The following is a 19,297-nucleotide window of genomic DNA, read 5'->3' on the forward strand; positions in this document are numbered from 1 at the left end:
TAGTGAATGGTTTGGCGCAAAACTGAAAAGCTTAACTGTGAATGTCTGCTTCGGGCTGACTGCGGTCCTTTGGAGTAAAAATGCGGATGTCCGCAAAAGTCCGCATAGCAGTCGTTCACTGAATTTGGCCGAATGACCGGGGCGAGCCCAAACCTCCCGGATGCTGAACAGCGCACCAAGGTCCGCTCTCCGGACGTTGCGTTATCAGCTGGCTTCTATCAACTGGTCAGAGTTTCCACTCGAACCCAACGGCATTTTCGGACACTTCCCAAAGACGCGACATTACAGCCTTGTCATGGGCGTGGGTATTCAGTGTCCCTTTGCCGACCGGGCCCACTGCTTCCAGACGGCCCGTCGGACCATAGAGGGCGCGTTGTTCGGTCAGCGCCTCTTCGGTCGCGCACATGACCTCAGGATATGAGCCTTGTTCCGCAGTCTGGACCATTGGTGTCTTGGTCATCAGCCACCAGATGAAACGCATTGTACGGCTACCGCTGGTGGTGATCAGCGATGTGGCTGACGAGCCCGGATGACAGACGAAAACCTCGATATCCGCGCACCCCGCAGCAGCCAGTCGGTCTTGAAATTCGTAGGCAAACATCATCTGCGCCAGTTTGCTCTGCGAATATGCAATGTTTGCGCCGTAGCCCTCATCCCAGTTCATGTCGCCAAACTTGATGGTCTTGAGACCCATGTTGTAGCCGAGGCTGGCGACGACCACGATCCGGCCTTTGCTTTCGGCGATGCGATCAAAAAGCAGACCATTGAGCAGAAAGTGCCCGTAGTGATTGGTGCCAAGCTGGCTTTCGAACCCGTCGACGGTCAGCTTGCGGGTCGGCACCTGCGCGATAGCCGCGTTATTGATCAGTGCGTCGATGCGGGGCACGGTCTTCAAGACTTCTTCTGCCGCCTCGCGCACACTGTCCAGGATTGACAGGTCCATGCGTATGAAGCTCACGTCGGCTTTCGCGCCGAATTCCTGTTTCAAGCCCGTGATGGCCGCCTCGGATTTCTCGGCTGAGCGGTTCAGCATCACCACCTTAGCGTTCTTCTTGAGAAGAATGCGCGCTGCTTGAAAGCCTGCGCCAGCGTTGGCGCCAGTAATGATGTAGGTCTTGCCTGTCTGGTCGCCGAGGCGCTCGGGTGTCCAGCCTTTGGGTCCGAATGTCGTATCTACCATTTGTGTCTCCTGCCAGCCCAAACTGGCGGTTTGAGGTGTTATTGCTTGAAGGCACAAATAGAACTTGGCCGGGCCCAGAAACAGGCGGTATTCTCTCGATTACTTGCCCAATCGTCTCAACCCCATTGCAAAGATGAAAGCCCTCTGCCAGCTAGAGTGCATGAGCAAAGAACAGATCAAAGACCTTATCGAGCGCCATCTGCCAGAGGCAGGCCTTGTCGACACCGCGTTGAAAGGCGTCCAGCTTTTCCGGGTGACCGATGCCGTACCTTGCGTCCCAGCTGTCTACGAGCCCACGGTGGTGGCTATTCTCAGTGGCACCAAGGAAGCTGTTCTGGACGGTGAGCACCACATGTATGACAGCGACAAATACCTGCTCTGCCCAATGACCTTGCCGGTAGAGGCAGGTACTCCACGGGCGTCTAAAGCGGACCCACTGCTCGGCGTCGTGATCACCTTGAATCCACGAATGATGCGCGAGCTCACATTGGAAATTGAGACCGCGGCTGGTGTCATCAGACAAGCGCGGGCTGGCGCGCAATCGGCTTTGGCATTGGCGGCTTGGGATGATGGTTTCACGCAAGCATTGCTGCGTCTTCTTGAGCTGCTCGATCATCCGGTTGATCTGGAAGTGCTCGGACAGGGGCGACTACGCGAGTTAAGTTACTCGGTGCTCACGGGCGAGGCCGGGGCCGCTGCAAGACGAGCTTTTGGCGTCGGCAACGAAATTGCGCGCACCATCGAGTACCTCTCAACCCACCTTAACGAGCAGGTCACCATCGACGATATGGCTGAACACGTCGGTATGAGTCGCGCGGTATTCCATCGGCGGTTCAAGGAAGCCACGACACTGTCCCCGATCCAGTTCGTGAAATCGATGCGGCTGAACAACGCCGCGATGAAGATTGCCGAAGGAAAGACCGTATCGGAGGCGGCGTGGGACGTCGGCTATCAAAGCTCCTCTCAATTCAGTCGCGAGTTTAGGCGGATGTACGGCCAGTCGCCCCGGCAATGGAGCAACACAACGCAGGTATCAGAACGACTGAACTAGGCACACCTCCGCACTAAAGATACAGCGCTTCAGCAAGGAGCGCCGCGCAAGGAAGCTTTACAATGGATATCCTCAAGGCATCGACCGACTGGGCTAAGGCGGAACTGTGGTCAAACGGCTTTTTCGCTCTGTTTGGGGTGGTGTTTCTCGTGGCCAGCCTTCTTTTCTGGTCGAGGGGAGAGACCGACATGGCAAAGGCGTTCGTGCTCCCGATGTTCGTGGCCGGAGTGCTGATGCTGATCCTCGGCGGCGGGCTGTTCTACGGAACGTGGAAAAGCTTAACAGGCTTCGCGCCTGCCATCGCTGAGGACGGGGCGGGTTTTGTTGCTTCCTAGATCGAACGCGTTGACAGGACAATGGCGCAATATGGCACTGCGGTTTTCAAGGTTATGCCACTAATGATCGCTGCTGCCGCTATGTTATTCGTTTTTGTGCACTGCCCCGGCTTGCGGGGGGCCTTTGTCACGTCAATCGTCTTTCTAGGCCTCATCATGCTGATCGACAGCAACGCCAATGCTCGGTTGGAGGTCTATAAGACAACCTTGGTTTCGGCAGTGTCTGGCCGCTAGCTCTACTAGAATGCAACCAAAGGCCGGACGCGCTCGCCAATTCGCGTTCCTGATCGATGTCCGGTTTGAGGGGTGTTGCTGCCATTGCGTGCGAAGATCCAAACGTCCGTTTTGTCCGCGTAGCGGTTGTTGGTGAGAGTTGCATCGAACGAGTGCTTTGAACCCACAATGAACCTTCCGCGTCTCTTCTTACGGCATATCGGTACCTGGCATGGAAACAAGCCCCGCTAAATCATACACAACGACCATGAAACCGCTTCTCAGCCTCTAGCAGTTTTATTTGAGCGTGAAATTAATGCGCCAGAATAAAAAAGCCTTGTGGATCATCGCTTGCCCAAATTCGGTTCAATCAGCGAGAAACGCCAGAAGTGTCTCCATATAGGTCTCCCATACCGGCCCACCAGGTAGTGGAAAATGGTTAGCGGTTTCAAGTACGACCAACTCGGCTCCGCGAATTCCAGCTACGAGTTTCTGAGCTTCAGATAGAGGATGAATTGCATCCATTCGACCATGAAGGACCAAAGTTGGACAAGAAACTAACGGCAACAGCTCCTCTACATTCGCAGCGTTGATCTGGTCGCGTTCAGCTAAAGCCCTGGACTGTCCAGATGCCCGGGTGAAGTAGCGTGCATAATCCATCACATGCTCGGCCGGACCGTCCGGAAAGTAACTTGTCATTAGGCCAGCAGCGAAACCGATGGCATTGGCATCCCAGCCCGACGCGATCAACTGCCGCATCGGGTCAGGTCCAGGTGCTCGGGCGGTGCGCCCTGTCACATATCCGCCGACAATTGCGAGTTTTGTGACCCGATCTGGATATTGGGCTGCAATCTGGATGGCACGAAGGCAGGCTCCGGAACGCGACATCAGTGCGAATTTCTTGAGCCCTGCGGCGTCCGCCACGGCGATCACATCCTCGCCGGCCTTAATGAAATCGCGAGCGCCATCAACACCATCCTTTGAAGAAAGCCCTTGGCCTGCCGGATCGTAGCGAACGAAGTTGTTTTGCGCGATGAGCGGGTCGAAGAAGTTGCGCTCACATGGGATGGCCCAACTCAATTCGAGATGTGAAATCCCGCTTTCGACCTCAATGAGGGCAGGGCCGCTGCCATAACTGGCATAGGCGATGGAATGTCCGTCTGGATTGCGGGTGAATCGAATACGCTGAACATCGGATTGTCGGGAACTAACGGCATTCTCATTTGACGACCCATTGACCTGAACCGTCGCCACCATCTGCAACCCGCGCCGCGCCACCGTACGGATGACGGCCTGGCGCTTGCCGTCGTCCCCAACCGCCTTCCGCGCCGCCGCGATCCTCGCACTGATAGCGCTTTCCGATACGATCCGGCCGCCCCAAACTACCTCAATAATCTCGTCGCGCGTGACCACGCGTTCGGCATTATCGGCTAACAGCAGGATTAGATCAAAAACCTGCGGTTCGACGGCAACTGGTTCGCCGGAACGTGTGAGGGTACGTCGCGCATCATCTAGCGCGCAGTCGTCGAAGCGATACTCCATGATCTACAGATTAACCCATATCTTCCCTTCTTTTCACAAGGAAATCTAAGGGGAATTGCAAGGATATCGCAGGGATTTCGTCAAGCGAGCTGCCCTTGAGTAGGGCACGTTGGGAACACTTGATGAGGAGATCCAAAATGATGCCCGATACAAACATCGACCTTCTGAAGCACATTCCCGAAACGCATCGGCCTGTCACCGACCATGAGCGCATGGCCATTGCAGTGAAACGAGAGTTCAAACGAGCTGAGCGCACCAAGATACTGGGTGTCTTGAGCCACCTCGTCGATAGGCTTGGGCAATGGATTGAGGGTCGTCCTGCAAAGGTCTGATGAGTCCGCAACACGGAAGTCACCACGCTTGGATTTGAAGCTCCGGTTTGGGGGCTAACCCGGACATTGTAGACTTACGAGAACGGCTCAAATGAAATTACCTTTAACCAAACAACCAACATGTTGGGGGTGTCGTCAGGCAAACCTGCCGTTTGCAGGTTTCCAACAGAATCTCTGTGCGGAATCCGGATTTGCTTTAAGGTTGTGTAAACACCGTTGGTTCCTCATGTGAGACGAAGTTATCCAAAACAAGACTGAAAGAGAACTGAATGAAACGCCTATTTCCATCTCTGCCTGAGAACGCAACGCTTGGAAGTGTCTATCAAGCCTTTCCAGACAAGCTTACTCCATTGTGTGCGTATGAAAGCCTTGTGATGAGGGGCGAGAGCGACCTCTCGGTTGCTGAACGAGAATTGATTGCAGCCTATGTCTCTGGCTTGAATGCTTGTGCGTATTGCCATGGCGCACACATCGTTTTCGCCAAAGCCTACGGCATTGAGGTCGAGACAATCGAGGCACTGATGGAAGACCGCGATACGGCACCAGTCGAGGACCATCTCAAACCGTTACTGGCATACATTGAAAAGCTCACCGTCTCGCCATCAAGAATGACGGAAGCCGACGCAAAAGGGGTCTACGCGGCAGGCTGGTCAGAGAGCGCGTTGTTCGATGCTATCCAAGTGTGCGGTGTCTTTAATCTCGTGAACCGCTTCATAGAAGGAACAGGTGTCCAAAGCCCTGGCAACGATCCAAGACAAGCAGACGAAGCCACTTTGAACCGATGCCGCAGTGACAGCTTCTACACCGATTTTGGACGGGAGAATGGCCTCGATATACCTTGAATTGAAGACGTTCCAGGCATTTCAATCTTGATGTACTTTGCCAGCGCGGTAAGGGCGGCTGCTTGGTTTTCAGGCTCCCAAAGTTCTTAAAGTTCCAAGCTTGGTTGCCAAGCAAACAAACAGGACTTCCAGCATTTCTACCGCCGATTGCTGGTATAGTCAGCCCCAGTGTATCGGTAGCTCCCAATTTCGGTGACCAAAACAGGCGGCACGACCGACATGCCCGCGTCCTTATGTTCGAGTAAAGCTCTCAATACTCTCAATCATTCTTGGGAAATCCGGTTCGGACGCAAATAGTAGGTGGTTCGGGCTGTTCAACTGAACAAACGATGCGTTCGGAATTTCAGACGCCAGCAGTTTCCCCTCCGAGAGCGGCGCAACAGCGTCCCTATCGCTGTGAAGGACCATTGTTGGAACAGAGACCTTTGCCAACAGTTCGCTCACATCAATATCGTCAAACAAGGCGCGAAACTGGGCGATGTTCTCAGCTGGTCCGCAAAGCTTTTGAAACTCGTTGAACCAATCCATCTCTTCCTTGGTTGCGTCGGGCATGAACATGGTCGTCAAAATCTGCCGGATAGCAGGGTTTTCGTTACCCCAGCTGTTGCGGATCAGCTTGACCAGAGCTTTGCTTTCCTCAAACTCCGCGACATTGCCGCGTTGCTTGCGCCCGCGCGAGTATCCACCGCTGAGCAATAAATGAGAAATTCGTTCAGGCCGCCGCAGAGCGTAGGCCACAGACACGGATGCACCTTGTGACAGACCAAGTATCGCCACTTTGTCATGACCATAGGCATTGATCACGACTTCCATATCATCGACCATGCCCTCAAAGCTGATGTCGACGTCAGACCACTGGGACAGCCCATTTCCGCGCTGATCGTATCGAATGACAGAGAACTTTGCCGACAGGTGCCGGATGTAATCGCCATAGGATGGGTTCTGCCAGTCTTGCTCCAGATGGGTCATCCAACTGCCGGAAATCAGCAAAGGGTAACCCGTGCCGGATACGGTATGAGCAATAGAAGTCCCGTCCCTGGAGTGGCAAAATTTTACAGGCGGCAGAGGATTGGGTTGACCACACAGGGAGTTAGAGTTTGAGACGACTTTTGCCGCAGGGTTAATTGAAATCGCCCCAATTAAGCGAAACCCACGCCGACCAACGGTTTCTATGTAGTCTGGATCTTTCGCGTCATCGCCCAACGCCTTGCGAATTTCAAAAATGTACTCTCGCACCAGATCGGGGTTGACGTGCAAGCCCTGCCATGCGGACTGAAGTATGTCTTCCCGCGACAGGACCTCCCCGTTCGCAGCGATCAGGCACTCCAATACTTCGGTAGCTTTTGGCGACAAAGTCGAATGATCTTGACCGGAAGACAATGTGCCGTCTCTCCGATCTAAAACCCACTGCCGCATGCATACCTCCAACGCTATCTACAAAATTCAACTATGCAGCAACGATATGTCAACGGTTTCGGCGAATTGATGCGGATAAGCTTGCGTATGAAGCCAGTGGGGAAGACAGACCATGCCGCAGATCTCATCGAATAACCTGAACCGCGCTGCGCTCGTTAGAGAGACCTCAACTTCCGTCAAAACCGCGAGCGCGTTACTTAGTTTGGCAAATCAATTGGAGAACGAAATTTGTCGCGCCTTGTTGAATGACGACGTCGAACTAGCGGAACGCTTAGTGGTGCCGAAAACACAGCTTGTTAAGTTGTCCCAAGAGTTTTCTTCGTCGAAGTCGGTGAACTCTTAAAAGAACCGTCGCCCGCGTGGGTCGCATTGAAGGGTTCCTCTTGCATTGCAAATAATCAACTTCTGCTGGCCTTAAACGACACTGCTTACGCGCCTTTTCACTCTCTTCAGTAAAGCTGGACATATGGATCAGCCCTTCCGAACTGAAGCACCGAGTTTCGCTTGTTGTAAACCATCAAGGTCTGTCGCCTTGCCAACAAAATGGTCATTCGAGGAGTTCTGTATGTCTGGTAAGGTCGTGCGAATAGAAAGCTGGTAATTTGGGGGGGGTAATGACTTGCTTAAGTTTGACGCGGAGACAACGAAATTACTTGAAATCGCCTATCAGGGAGCTGAACTGACGCGGCGAAGACAGGCTTCATTTGATGCGCTGTGCCCGGCTCCCGGTGAGACTATTTTGGATGTTGGTTGTGGCAACGGGATGTTAACAGCGGAGTTGGCTCGCGCAGTTGGCTCGGATGGCTGTGTCATCGGGATCGACCCAAGCACTGACATGACAGCAGCCGCTAAAGAACGATGCAGCGACTACGCAAACGTGGAGTTTCGTGCTGGTGCCGCAAATAGCTTGCCCATTGAGGATCAGAGTGCTGACAAGGCCGTCTCGGTGCAGGTCTTTGAGTACATCGAAGACGTAGACGGTGCATTGGCTGACACGCTGCGGTGCATCAAACCTGGCGGGCGCCTTGTCATCAGCGATCTACACTTTGGCAGCTTGATTTGGTTCAGCGAAGAGCCCGACAGAATGCAAAAGATGCTGACATCCTGGAACCAGCACTTTGTGAGTGGTTCCCTCCCGGAAAGACTGCCCGCACTGATCAAAGCGCGTGGCGACCATGTGGAAGGTGTCTTGTCGTTCACAATGACAGATCACCAGCTAAAGCCTGATGGCCTCGCAATCATGATGATGCACCTCATGAAGCAATACGCTGTCGCAAATGACCATGTTGATCCCGCTGTTGCCCAAGCATGGTTTGACGAACAGCATAGCCTTGCAAAAGTTGGACGCTTCTTCTTTTCGATGACCCAATTTATTGTCGTGGCGCGCAAAAAGGGTTGATCGTTCTACAATGCGCCACTTGATCTCGGCCGCGCTCTCTAAACCATCGTTATGGAGCAAAGCTTCTGGCTGGCAACTGTTTACTGTCGCGACTCGAATGCCAAGAGTTTATGGCCGCCTGGCAATCAGCGTCGCAAAGACCTGATAGCCAAAAAGTGTGCGCTCTCTTGCTCGACGGCGATACTCGGCGACCAATCCATTGTGCAGATCCTCGCCAATGTCACCGCGTTTCATCAGCACTTTGCCAGTCTCTTCGACCCAGGGGAGCATTTGGTCATTGTCCAGAACACTTCTGCTTTGAAGACTGAAGTCTTCGACTGTGAATCCGGCATTTGAGGCCAGTCCGCGCAGCTTGGCGACAACAAATGGGTCGGTGACAAACTCGTTCACAAATATCTTGGCGCAGGCGTCCAGAGGATCGTTTGGCAGGTTTCCCAGTGACGCTTTCGAAAAGTCAGCGTCACACACCACGAGACGCCCTCCCGACGTTAGAACGCGCCTTGCCTCGGTCAGAAGAGGTGCCGGATCTTCCACATGGGTAAGCACCGTGTGCATTAACAAGTTATCAACCGAGCCATCATCCAGGGGCAGCGACGCTCCATCGGCGACCTCAAACGCCACATTGTCGTGGCCCCCAACCCGCGCTCTTGCTTCGGTCACAAAGCCTTTAGACGGCTCGAAACCAATGACACGCGCGGGTTTGGCCTTCTCCGCAATGCGGCGCGTGACAGCTCCCGCACCGCACCCGACTTCAACCGTCAGGCTATCTTTGGCAAACTCAAGTTTGGCCAGATAGTTTGAAACGATCTTTTCCATTGTGGGGTCGGCCTGACGCGCGTCCATCGAGTCGGCAAATGCGGAAATGAACTCCGCACCCGCAGCATCTACATCTTGAAACGGATCAGCCATCCCAACCACCCTCCATTAACGCTCAGTATTTTCTACCAAAAACCCTAGCATCACCTGAACCAAGAACAAGCCGTGCCAAAATGAGTATACTTGGGACAAACAGGAGATTCATGCCATGCGTCAGCTCGTTTCAAATGGAAATCCGATGGAAAAAATCGTTGGGTTCAGCCGAGCAGTTCGGGTTGGTCCCTACATATCTGTTGGCGGCACCGCACCTGTCGATGCTGAAGGCAAGACCGTCGGGGTGGGAGATGTATTTGCCCAAACAACCCAGTGCTTTGAAATCATAAAGGCGGCTCTTGAACAGGCAGGTTCTGGAATTCAAAACATTGTTCGGACGCGAGTCATACTGACAGATATCGACAATGGGAAAGAAGCCATCGAGGCAAGGAAGAAGTATTGCGTCGATGCACGGCCCGTCGATACAATTATGGCGATCAATCGGTTTGTGAACCCTGAATGGTTGGTCGAGATCGAAGTCGATGCAATCATTGCCGACGACGCATAGCTGAGAAGGCCACTACGCGGTTACTTAGCTGTCACTTACAGCTCGCAACTGCCTTGGATGTGATCTCATTGCCTTATTCGGCCGATTGTCACCAAGTGTCGTCAGAACCTTCCTGGATACAGACTCATCATGTTCTGCACGTCCAGTTCACTCGAAAACGCAGCGGGATTACTCCAGATCACGTCATTAATATAGTCGCGTTCAGCGTGAAGATCGTCAGCTGTAGGCCGCGGCTTCCGGGCTTCGGGGAAGGCTCTTTTGGTCCAACCGAACAGTCCACCAAATACGGTCCAGATGCTGGGTGACATTGTATGGGAAGCCATCTCATGGTCCTTTCCGAGTTACTTGCGCTGTCGCAACAACAGTAACTGTTCACCCGTTCGTCTGGTATCCGGCGCAAAATTGTGCTGTTCTACAAAAATGCAGAACGGGTTCCGAAACTGGTCGGATATTCGTGTGTTCCTCTCTGTCTTCAGAGAAGGGTCGACGCTTGCGGCCTCTAGAAAGTTAAAGGTCTCCCAACCAACGGTCGCCCGACGCATTGAAGTTCTCGAAAGAGAAACAGGGTTGACGCTGTTTGAGCGCGGTACGCACGGGTTCAAACCGACCCCAGAAGCCCTTCGCCTCGTTCCCCTCGCCGAAGCAATCGAGGCTTCAGTACTTGAATTTACCGATTGCGCGAAAGAATTGACGTCGACACAACCCATCCGTATCACCGCTTATTCGGCAAACTTCTCCTCACGCATGATCGAAATCGTAAACGAGTTTTCCGCCGACAATCAGGATGTCGCATTCGAGTTTTTATCCAGCGTTCGGGCGCTGGACCTGATGGCGGGCGAGGCCGACATTGCTTTGCGCCTTGCAAGAACCGATCCCGATCCTGACCTGATTTGCCGGAAGATCAGCACGGCCCGCTGGTCTTTGTTCGGCAGCAGAAATTACGCGGACAAATTTGGCTTACCGGGGTCAACGAATGATCTGGCCGGGCATCAGTTTGTTACCTTTCAGCGGGACGATGTACCAAATGTATTCCACGAATGGTTGACCAATCACGTGGAGCCGGACCAGATCGTCATGTCTTTCACTGAACTCGAGCTAATGCATGCGGCGATCAGGTCAGGGCAAGGCCTTGGAATCAGCAACGTCAAGCTGGTGGAAACAGATATGTCTTTTATCCGATGTTTCGACGAAATCCCCGAACTTGCGGTGCCGCACCTAATGCTCATTTCGCCGGAAGCCTATCGTCGGCCAGAGGTTAGAGCCTTCGTTAAGTTCTTCGCACCGCGTTACGCTGCGATCTACAAGTCGTGATCAAGTGAAAATAGACTGAGACTTTGCTTTTTGACACGCGGACAAACTCTTTTGCACAAAAAAAGCAGTGAAGACCTTTTCATCAAAGCAGCGGAAGTACTCGATATATACTTCGACCGGCCAACGAATAATGAGTTGGCCGCGTCGTCAAAAAGAGTTTTGCCAAGGTGGCTGAGAACTCGGAGAAAATGAACGCCCTGAATTGAACAATGGTGGTTGTTCAACAGGGAAACGCGGCAATTTCGTTTCGTGGGCCTGATGCCTGCCGACGCTATTCAGGCAAGTTAGCCTCGGTCATGCCCGAGCTTATAGGTCCAGCAGAAAGATCGGGTCGAGCGCCGGCGCAACCCCATCGTCAGGCCACGCAAATGAAGCGGTACGTTAACAAACGGCGTTCGTCCAAAGCCAGAAGTTGGTTCTGAACCATGTCACTGGCGACGTTCCCAAAGAGAATCTGTGTCGTAACCGGCATGGTACGATCAGACTTGGGCATCGAAATTCTCGCCTTAAGCCACTCATGGCTTTCAGTCGTCGAGTCTTCTTCGTCCAATATCGCAAAACCTGCATTTTGCAACAAACTGGCCATTTCTTTCGGAGTCGCGAGATAACTGATCGAAGGGTCCATAGCCCAAGGTGTCGGATAAACGACGTCACCACCTTCGCGCTGTAGAATGTCATAAACTCCAAATCGTGCTCCCGGCTTGGCGGCTTGCGTCAACCTGGCAAGGGCAGGGGCGGCGACGCCACAGGCGGGTCTGATGATTGAGCTCGACGCAATTGCCGCAGTTGCGCTTGGTGGTACGCCGCTGACCGGTGGCTATGGCAAGTATTGAAACATTGGTTTTTGCTTCGTGTTTGAACTGATTAGAAACGAGACGCCAATTTTGTGTCTTCTTGCTGTTAAGCTTTTTTGACGAGCATAATCTTGTTTTTCCGATACGGGACTTTACGCTACTGCCGAACCCGATAGCCGGAAGCAATGATCCGGCTAATGAGAAAGGCGACGGCCTGGTGCATATCCTTTTCATCGTTATTGCCGACCGCTGTTTCGTGGGCAGCAGCTGCGTCACGCAGAACTCCCACAATTTCATGTTCGGGCAGGAGCTCACGATCTTTGATTGCAAGCAAAAGCGCTTCACAAATTGAGAGTGCGGCCATTCCTGAGTAGTCTTGCCGGTCAGCCATGGTAGACGTCCTTTTTTAACAGGCGTCCAAGCAAGGAAGCGCCACAATGAATTGCATCATACTGGCATAGATTGCTGTATACTTAACTGATCGAAAGCAGTCTTGGCGTCGGATAGTTTCGCGGGCTGCTCATCGATGAAGGAAGAACACTTGCGCACTATCAAAAACAGTCCACTCACCCGAAAGCTTTCAAACTTCGTCGCTCTGACTGAGGTTGAACTTGCGGCATTGGCACGCCTGCACAAGCGTCGCAGAACCTTTGAAGCCGGACGTGACCTTGTGCATCAAGGGCAATCAGAGCAGGCTGCCTACATTCTGGCCTCGGGCTGGGTTTGTTCCTACAAAACCCAGACTGACGGGTCGCGTCAGATCGTCGATTTCCAAATACCGGGTGACTTTCTGGGCTTGCGAAGCGTTCTGCTGCACACCTCGGATCACAGCATAGAACCAATCATGGAAATCCAAGCCATTGAAGTAGTAGTGGATGATCTCCTGGAAGCATTTGCGCAAACGCCCCGGCTGGCGACAGCAATTCTTTGGGCGGTCTCTCGAGATGAAGCGATGGTGGTTGAGCACCTGGTCAACGTAGGACGGCGAGATGCGGGTGAGCGCATGGCGCATTTTCTATTGGAACTTGGTGTGAGGCTGACTCAGGTCGGGATGGCAAGCAAGACGGGATACGCCTGCCCACTGACACAATACCACCTTGCCGATGCACTGGGACTGAGTGCCGTACATGTTAATCGTGTCCTACGGCAACTGCGGGAGAAGGGGCTGGTTACTTTTCAATCCGGGCAAGTGGTATTTGATGATTATGAAGGACTGGTGACGTTGGCCGGTTTTGACCCCACTTATCTGGATCAGGCCGGGCCACTGTTGAAGCAATAAGTTCACCCCTACAGCGATGCCGGGATTTTGATGATCGTTGCCTGTTAGAGACGGAATTCGCTTCGGCAGATTTGGGATTTCACTGAAAAAGAAGCGCAAGATAAATACAGTCCGATTGCGGTACTGGATTTCCTGCGCTTCTCAATTACTCGTTAAGAACACGCCAGCAAATATCCCGCCAACACACATCACGTTGCCGGAATCCAAACATCGTTGCACTGACGCAGGTTAGTCAATTTTTGGCAGTGTGCCTGATCCTCGGGCACCAAATGCATTTGAGATTCCAATAAAATCTCAGGTCATTGGCCGCCGACTAACATCGATCAGCGCGCGCCTGCCATTTGCACATTATTCTAAATTACAACGCCAGTACTACCGCGGCGCTTACGAGCGTGTACCGCGGCAGACTGCGCGGGGAAGATCCAACAAACTAAATGGAGGACAAAGGTGAGCACAAGATCGTCCAGTTCTTTGGTGACGTTTTCAAATCCGTTCTCTTTGTCCGGCTACCCGGATGTACTTCCTGCAGGCGAGTATGAAGTAGTTGTCGAAGAAGAGCTACTGCAGGGCCTGAGTTTCGAAGCATATCGCAGAACCGGAACCTACCTGACAGTTCGGGGCAAAGGCAGCAAGCCAGGCCGCACGGAAATGCGCCCAATTGACCCAGAAGATTTTGAACTGGCGCTTAAGCACGACCAGACCTTGGCCACATCTAACAATGACAGCGATGCGGCGCTTTCCCCGCAGGAGGAATAGATTATGAACACGCCCGAATGGCTTAAACCCGGAATCTACGGTGCTCTGATCGGCGGGGTTTTCGTAGGCGTCGTTGGATTTTCATGGGGTGGATGGATGACCGGCGGTAGCGCGGACAAGATGGCCAACGCCATGTCCCGCGACAATGTAATCGCTGCGTTGGTTCCGGTCTGCGTCGACATGGCGAGAACTGACGCCCAACGCGCCGAAAAAATAACGACGATCAAAGAGGCTTCTTCTTTCAAGCAGAAGGATGCCGTCATGGCGGCTGGCTGGGCAACGGTGCCGGGATCCCAAACTCCTAACAAAGACCTGGCGCAGGCCTGTATCGAGGGGCTGAACCTGGATGGATCGTAACTCAATCACTCAACATTCGGACAACGCCGTTTGCATCAGGGCAAATCGAAAAAATCAGTACCGGTTTTGCGCTCACTTAATGGCTGCGTTGTTTGTTGTCGTCTTCAGCAGTTTGGCGGGCTCCTTTATCTCATCAAGTCCCGCATCGGCCGAAACAAATTCGATCCCGGATAACGCGCATCCCAAAAAGTATGGCGACGGTTGGGAATGCGATTTGTCCTATCAGTTGAAAGGCGAAGAATGCGTGGCCATTGTCGTGCCGGGAAATGCCTACCCCACAAACAGAACCTATGGCTCAGGGTGGGCATGTATGCATGGCTTTGTTGAAGTTGGCGGCACCTCATGCACTGAAGTGATTGTGCCTGAGGGTGGATATCTCGATCCATCAGGTGAGAGGTGGCGGTGCCTGCGTGGATACACAAGAGTAGACGATAGCTGCCAGAAAATCGTGGTGCCGGATAATGCTTACCTGACGAATAGCACTTATGGATCTGCATGGCGTTGCAACCGTGGCTACGAAAAAGACGGAGAAGCATGCGTGGCAGTAGCGGTGCCGGAAAACGCTTTTCTGAACGCATCAACCAGCGGGCGTCCCTGGACGTGCGAGCGTGGGTATTTTGAGCGCGACGGACGGTGCGATGCCGTGTTTGTGCCTGAAAATGCTTTCTACGATGACGCGATCCATGGAGTTGGATGGAAATGCGAACGTGGCTACGAGGCGTCCGGTGATCGCTGCAATGCAATCGAGCTACCGGCAAATGCCCATATCGACCGATCCGGCAATGGGTGGCAATGCCACAAAAACTATCATCGATCAGAAGGGCTGTGTGTTCTGAACCAGTGAGAATTCAGACAGAAAGCCCACTTTCCCAAACTTCACAGTTTTTGCCCGTCCTTACCAAGGACGCGCGTTTCACACTCTAAAAAGGAACAAATATGAAACCCGAACCCATTGCGTCGGATGCCAAGCAGTTCATTGCCAGCGATGCGCAAAAGCTGGCGCCTGAACAAGCAGTTTTTCCAGAGCTTCACCGCAAGACACTCGTGACAGATACACCGACTGCAATTGTGTATTGCGAAGGAAACTTCGCAAAGATCGATGGCAAGACGGCTAATGGTCTCGTTCGACATTCACAGGCCTATCGCGTTCTTTCGGTGATCGACAGCACGTATGGCGGTTGTGACAGTGGCAAAGTGCTTGATAATATCGCAAATCAGGTTCCCATCTTCGATGATCTTGATGCTGCCGTCGCTAATGAAGCTACGATCCCCGACACTTTTATTTACGGAATGGCGCCGGCCAGCGGCAGAATGTCCCTTGAGGATCGCGAAGTTGTTGTGGATGCGATAACGCTCGGAATGAACATCGTCAGTGGGCTGCATGAATTTCTTAGCGATGACAAGGAGCTCGCAGGATTTGCCAAAATTCACGATGTCACGATACGCGACATTCGCAAGCCGCGGCCAAATCCCGACCTGCGCCTGTTAGATGGCAGTATTGGAGACGTCCAGGCGATCCGCATCGCGGTGTTCGGCACCGATTGTGCAATTGGAAAGCGTACAACCGCGACAATCCTGACAGGCGCACTTAACGCGCATGGGATCAAAACAGTTTTGGTCGGCACCGGCCAAACTTGTTTGATGCAGGGCACCAAGTATGGTGTCGCGATGGATTCGGTGCCGCCGCAATTTTGTTGTGGCGAACTTGAGCGCGCTGTCGTTGCGGCATCAGAGGGTGAGCACCCGGATGTAATAGTGATCGAGGGCCAGGGCGCGCTAAGCCATCCGGCTTTTTGCACATCAGCCTTCATTCTGCGAGGCAGTCAGCCACATGCAGTTATTCTTCAACACGCGCCTAAACGAAAACGTCGATGCGACTTCCCCAGCATGACTATGCCCGACCCTTGCGATGAAATCACCCTGATCGAGGCTTTTGCGAACACAGAGGTAATTGGCATGACGATCAACCATGAAGGAATGAATGATGTTGAGATTTCAAAGGCCATCACAGACTACAACTGCAAATTGTATCTCCCGGTCACTGACGCATTGAACCGTCCTCCAAAAAACTTGGTGAATATGGTTCTATCTGCCTTTCCGCGCTTGCAACCCGTACGTGCTACGACCATTGAATGAGCAAGCTGCGTATCGACGTTGATCTGGACAAAATTCGGTACAACACACGGTTCCTGGTCGACCACCTTAGACCCCGCGGAATTACGGTGACAGGTGTGACAAAAGCCGTTTGCGGTCATCCTGAGATTGCGAATGCTATGCTTGATGGTGGCGCGACAGGGCTGGCGGACGCGCGGATCAGCAATATCATGCGTATGCGCGATGCTGGAATCTCGTGCTCTATATCCTTGATCCGAACGCCCATGCTGAGCCAGGTCGCGCAAGTCCTTGATAACTGCGATGTCAGCTTCAACACTGAGATGGACATTATCGCCAGCCTGGCCATCGAGGCGCTGGGGAAGAACATTACTCACAATATTATCTTGATGGTGGAAATGGGGGATATGCGGGATGGCATCTTGCCTGAACACCTTGAAAGCACTGTGTCTCAAATTCTTAGAATGGAAGAGATTTCTCTGAAGTGGATTGGCGCAAATTTTGCCTGTCTGGGTCATGTGGCACCCTCTGCAGGAGCAATGGAATTGCTTTCGTCGCTTGCCGCCGACACCGAACTTGCAAGTGGACCCGCTCTGGAAACAGTGTCAGGCGGCGGCTCTGCCAGTTTGCCATGGGCGCTTGGCAAGGGGGCGACCGGAAAGATCAACAACCTGCGTCTGGGTGAGGCCATCCTGCTGGGTACCGATCCCGTTTCGGGGTACGCGATCGACGGGCTTTACACAGATGTTTTTACGCTTTGGGCGGAAGTGATCGAAACGAAGACCAAATCAAATCCAAATCCCTTGCAAATGATTTATCCTATACCTTCAATGCAGTGTGTGACTTTAGACAGTCCTTCGAATACTCGGTCGATCCTTGCGATTGGACTCCAGGACACTGATGCGGCGGGTCTAATATTCCCTGCTGGCGTCACGTTCGTCGGAGCCACCAGTGATCATATCGTTGTTGAAAACACCGATTGTCTGCTTCGCCCTGGTGGCGAGGTGAAGCTGAAATTGAACTATAGTGCGCTCTCGCGCGGCATGGCTGCACCCGATGTAGCAAAAGTCTTCCATGGTGATGGCGCATTGGTTGACTGCACCGCAGCGAACACTGATCGCCGATATTCGAAGCGAAAGTAGCGCGCCAGGGTTGCCGCCGCCTCGGTTCTGCTTCAGCCACCCGTCTTATTCTACGGCTTTACGTAGTAAATGAGGCACCCAATCCCTATATTGGATGTAGCCGCATTCACTTTTCACACCCTATCTGGGCTCGTGGGTGGTGCGGACAATCAAAGGATCAAAATGATGTCTTTCAAAGACCTGACGACCAGAGCGGCTGCCGCACTGAAGGAAAACGATGCGGACGCGTCAAAAAAAGAAGTGACGTCGAAAGGGCAGGACACCGTCCCCGAAAAACCAAAGCCTAAACCCCAAAACTGATAATACCCTGCCGGGAGTGGGTGGCTTGTTCTTGTCTGCATCTCCGAGCGAGCGGTATCAGCAAAGGAGAATTGACCAAATGAACCAAATAATCAGCAAGACAATCGCAGTCTTTTCCAGGCCGTTTACTTTCCCTGGCTTCGACGAATTACTCCCGGCGGGCGAATACGACATAGAAACTGAGCTTTCCGCACCACCAGATTATTCGGATCAAGAAGCCTGGAAAGCATCAGTGCTAATCTGTCTGCATCCACGGAAATCTCACCCCGGTCTGGCGCGTACCTTGACCGTTTCTCTTACTGATTTGGAGAGAGCCCGCGCAAAGGATAAATTGTCTTCAAAGCAGTTGTCGCAGTTCTTGCTCGACCAGCTTTTGGCGGATCCCATGGTGCAATTGATAATGGAAGCGGATGGCGTTTCAGAGACTCAACTTCGGCACCTCTACTCCGAGTCGCTCATCTCTGAGGCAGAGGTCACATCATCAGATCAACGTGCTCTACGGCGAGCATGCGGAAACGGTTCTCGGTATACTTTCGCTGTCCAAGCTGCTGAGAACGAAGGAATGCCGGTTCGTCCTAATAAAACCCCTCGGATTACAGGCCGTCCCATCGGACAGTCTGAACCAGGCAGCTCCTTCAATCTCAAGGCTTAGGGCTCGGAACTTTCTTTTCCAGTCGCTGTATGAACCAAAACAGAAATCGAGGCTAAGAACTGATGGAAGACTCCGACAACGAAGCAGATATGATCATGGCTCGCGCCCACAATGACGTGCCGCAAGAACGCCCGTGTCTTCGTTGCAGAACTCCATTCTGGAGCGAAGGGTTCGGAGAGCGGATTTGTCGACGCTGCAAGGGGTTGAACGTGTGGCGAAATGGCGTATCGGAAAGCCCTGGGTTTGCTCGGCGTCGCTGATGTACTGACATGTAGTGGTTCCGATGTGATCTGACAGTTGGCCGTTTTTCCTGTGGTGTATGCCAGATTAAGTTTGGTTCCGGATTTTTTGCTTCCTGATCTCTTTGCTCTCGATCATGGTCTGGAAGGGTATTCTTCAGCAACACATTTTGCCCTGATGAGTGTGCTCTTGGTTGTAGTGGTGCAGCCATTCTTCCAGATCGGCTTGCAGCGAAATCTGCGCCGCGAGCGCACGCAAAACGATTATGCTATGTCCGAGTTGGACTCAACGCGGTCATTCGTTGCACTTTGTACGAACGAACGCTCTGCGGGACTAAACCGCCGTTGCCCTTCCGGGTGTTTGCCGGCGCAGCATCTGCTCGCAGGCGCGGCAAGTTCTTCGCTGCGTTGCAGCCGATGTCGCCAGACCGGTCATTCAATGACACGTCGATGCCCAAATCTCAAACCGCCCTTTCGCTGCAGTCAGGTCGGACAAACGAGACGCGGATGGAGTGGATGGCGTCTGCTCCCAAACGCCGCGTTTGCGGCAACGGGTGTCGGTCGCAATCTGGCGTTCGGCGCTTCGCGTTTCGTCTAAATCCACCGGTTCTTCCGTCATCTCTTTGTC

Annotated in this window: 23 protein-coding genes and 1 pseudogene; 15 read left to right on the top strand and 9 right to left on the bottom strand. The window is 53.0% G+C overall.

Annotated elements, in window-relative coordinates; all coding sequences use genetic code 11:
* Positions 1-226: 226 nt before the first annotated feature.
* Positions 227-1,180, bottom strand: a complete 954-nt coding sequence (locus AC2FI7_RS21865; protein ID WP_010442306.1) for an SDR family oxidoreductase — start codon at positions 1,178-1,180, stop codon at positions 227-229.
* A 160-nt stretch (positions 1,181-1,340) separates the two neighbouring features.
* Between AC2FI7_RS21865 and AC2FI7_RS21870 the strand changes: the two genes are divergently transcribed.
* The 3 genes from AC2FI7_RS21870 to AC2FI7_RS21880 all read left to right on the top strand — a co-directional run bounded on the left by AC2FI7_RS21870 (position 1,341) and on the right by AC2FI7_RS21880 (position 2,800).
* Positions 1,341-2,231: an AraC family transcriptional regulator gene (locus tag AC2FI7_RS21870; RefSeq protein WP_496816594.1), complete on the top strand. Its 891-nt coding sequence runs from the start codon at positions 1,341-1,343 to the stop codon at positions 2,229-2,231.
* 62 nt (positions 2,232-2,293) lie between these two features.
* Positions 2,294-2,566 (top strand): hypothetical protein, encoded by a 273-nt coding sequence (locus AC2FI7_RS21875; RefSeq protein WP_010442304.1) that lies wholly within the window; start codon positions 2,294-2,296, stop codon positions 2,564-2,566.
* A 21-nt stretch (positions 2,567-2,587) separates the two neighbouring features.
* Positions 2,588-2,800: a hypothetical protein gene (locus tag AC2FI7_RS21880; RefSeq protein ID WP_010442303.1), complete on the top strand. Its 213-nt coding sequence runs from the start codon at positions 2,588-2,590 to the stop codon at positions 2,798-2,800.
* 345 nt (positions 2,801-3,145) lie between these two features.
* Here the strand turns inward: AC2FI7_RS21880 and AC2FI7_RS21885 are convergent, their stop codons facing one another.
* Complete coding sequence (locus tag AC2FI7_RS21885) at positions 3,146-4,321, bottom strand: alpha/beta hydrolase (protein WP_010442301.1); 1,176 nt, start codon at positions 4,319-4,321, stop codon at positions 3,146-3,148.
* Between the two features lie 137 nt (positions 4,322-4,458).
* On the opposite strand from AC2FI7_RS21885, the gene AC2FI7_RS21890 reads away from it, so the two are divergent.
* A complete protein-coding gene (locus AC2FI7_RS21890) occupies positions 4,459-4,653 on the top strand; it encodes a hypothetical protein (RefSeq protein WP_010442300.1) in 195 nt (64 codons plus the stop codon).
* 269 nt (positions 4,654-4,922) lie between these two features.
* The gene (locus AC2FI7_RS21895) at positions 4,923-5,495 is read left to right on the top strand and encodes a carboxymuconolactone decarboxylase family protein (protein WP_496816590.1); all 573 of its coding nucleotides are present in this window, start codon (positions 4,923-4,925) and stop codon (positions 5,493-5,495) included.
* Positions 5,496-5,726: 231 nt separating this feature from the next.
* On the opposite strand, the gene AC2FI7_RS21900 is transcribed toward AC2FI7_RS21895, so the two are convergent.
* Positions 5,727-6,911, bottom strand: coding sequence for an alpha/beta hydrolase (locus AC2FI7_RS21900; protein WP_260027314.1), 1,185 nt, complete (start codon positions 6,909-6,911; stop codon positions 5,727-5,729).
* A gap of 619 nt (positions 6,912-7,530) precedes the next feature.
* On the opposite strand from AC2FI7_RS21900, the gene AC2FI7_RS21905 reads away from it, so the two are divergent.
* On the top strand, positions 7,531-8,310 hold the full coding sequence (locus AC2FI7_RS21905) for a methyltransferase domain-containing protein (RefSeq protein WP_260027315.1): 780 nt from the start codon (positions 7,531-7,533) through the stop codon (positions 8,308-8,310).
* Between the two features lie 108 nt (positions 8,311-8,418).
* Here the strand turns inward: AC2FI7_RS21905 and AC2FI7_RS21910 are convergent, their stop codons facing one another.
* Positions 8,419-9,219: a class I SAM-dependent methyltransferase gene (locus tag AC2FI7_RS21910; RefSeq protein WP_260027316.1), complete on the bottom strand. Its 801-nt coding sequence runs from the start codon at positions 9,217-9,219 to the stop codon at positions 8,419-8,421.
* 115 nt (positions 9,220-9,334) lie between these two features.
* Between AC2FI7_RS21910 and AC2FI7_RS21915 the strand changes: the two genes are divergently transcribed.
* Positions 9,335-9,727 (top strand): Rid family hydrolase, encoded by a 393-nt coding sequence (locus AC2FI7_RS21915; RefSeq protein ID WP_260027317.1) that lies wholly within the window; start codon positions 9,335-9,337, stop codon positions 9,725-9,727.
* Positions 9,728-9,828: 101 nt separating this feature from the next.
* Here AC2FI7_RS21915 and AC2FI7_RS21920 read toward each other — a convergent pair whose 3' ends face one another.
* The gene (locus tag AC2FI7_RS21920; protein WP_496833632.1) at positions 9,829-10,035 is read right to left on the bottom strand and encodes a hypothetical protein; all 207 of its coding nucleotides are present in this window, start codon (positions 10,033-10,035) and stop codon (positions 9,829-9,831) included.
* Between AC2FI7_RS21920 and AC2FI7_RS21925 the strand changes: the two genes are divergently transcribed.
* Positions 10,022-11,038, top strand: coding sequence for a LysR family transcriptional regulator (locus AC2FI7_RS21925; RefSeq protein WP_260027319.1), 1,017 nt, complete (start codon positions 10,022-10,024; stop codon positions 11,036-11,038). The two genes, AC2FI7_RS21920 and AC2FI7_RS21925, sit on opposite strands and share 14 nt — an antisense overlap.
* A gap of 355 nt (positions 11,039-11,393) precedes the next feature.
* Here AC2FI7_RS21925 and AC2FI7_RS21930 read toward each other — a convergent pair whose 3' ends face one another.
* Entirely contained in the window at positions 11,394-11,756 is a 363-nt protein-coding gene (locus AC2FI7_RS21930; protein ID WP_260027320.1) for a hypothetical protein, read from the bottom strand.
* A gap of 233 nt (positions 11,757-11,989) precedes the next feature.
* Positions 11,990-12,223, bottom strand: a complete 234-nt coding sequence (locus AC2FI7_RS21935; protein ID WP_496816589.1) for a hypothetical protein — start codon at positions 12,221-12,223, stop codon at positions 11,990-11,992.
* Positions 12,224-12,358: 135 nt separating this feature from the next.
* On the opposite strand from AC2FI7_RS21935, the gene AC2FI7_RS21940 reads away from it, so the two are divergent.
* The 7 genes from AC2FI7_RS21940 (at position 12,359) to AC2FI7_RS21970 (ending at position 18,430) form a co-directional block, all read left to right on the top strand.
* Entirely contained in the window at positions 12,359-13,111 is a 753-nt protein-coding gene (locus AC2FI7_RS21940) for a Crp/Fnr family transcriptional regulator (RefSeq protein WP_260027322.1), read from the top strand.
* Positions 13,112-13,558: 447 nt separating this feature from the next.
* Positions 13,559-13,867, top strand: a complete 309-nt coding sequence (locus AC2FI7_RS21945) for a hypothetical protein (RefSeq protein ID WP_170329073.1) — start codon at positions 13,559-13,561, stop codon at positions 13,865-13,867.
* Between the two features lie 3 nt (positions 13,868-13,870).
* Positions 13,871-14,224 carry a hypothetical protein gene (locus tag AC2FI7_RS21950; protein WP_170329075.1) on the top strand — a complete coding sequence of 118 codons (354 nt, stop codon included), beginning with the start codon at positions 13,871-13,873 and terminating at the stop codon, positions 14,222-14,224.
* 79 nt (positions 14,225-14,303) lie between these two features.
* The gene (locus AC2FI7_RS21955) at positions 14,304-15,068 is read left to right on the top strand and encodes a hypothetical protein (protein ID WP_260027323.1); all 765 of its coding nucleotides are present in this window, start codon (positions 14,304-14,306) and stop codon (positions 15,066-15,068) included.
* Between the two features lie 92 nt (positions 15,069-15,160).
* Positions 15,161-16,360: an N-acetyltransferase DgcN family protein gene (locus AC2FI7_RS21960; RefSeq protein WP_010442291.1), complete on the top strand. Its 1,200-nt coding sequence runs from the start codon at positions 15,161-15,163 to the stop codon at positions 16,358-16,360.
* Positions 16,357-17,478: an alanine/ornithine racemase family PLP-dependent enzyme gene (locus tag AC2FI7_RS21965; protein WP_496816586.1), complete on the top strand. Its 1,122-nt coding sequence runs from the start codon at positions 16,357-16,359 to the stop codon at positions 17,476-17,478. Before AC2FI7_RS21960 ends, AC2FI7_RS21965 begins: the two co-directional genes overlap by 4 nt.
* A 379-nt stretch (positions 17,479-17,857) precedes the next feature.
* Positions 17,858-18,430, top strand: a complete 573-nt coding sequence (locus tag AC2FI7_RS21970; protein ID WP_010442288.1) for a hypothetical protein — start codon at positions 17,858-17,860, stop codon at positions 18,428-18,430.
* Positions 18,431-18,757: 327 nt separating this feature from the next.
* On the opposite strand, the pseudogene AC2FI7_RS21975 reads toward AC2FI7_RS21970, so the two are convergent.
* Positions 18,758-18,904: pseudogene (locus AC2FI7_RS21975) on the bottom strand (IS481 family transposase); the annotation flags it as partial.
* 201 nt (positions 18,905-19,105) lie between these two features.
* A partial coding sequence (locus AC2FI7_RS21980; protein ID WP_496833634.1) for a hypothetical protein occupies positions 19,106-19,297 on the bottom strand: 192 nt, incomplete at its 5' end.

The sequence above is a fragment of the Ruegeria sp. YTSA064 genome (genome assembly GCF_059610325.1).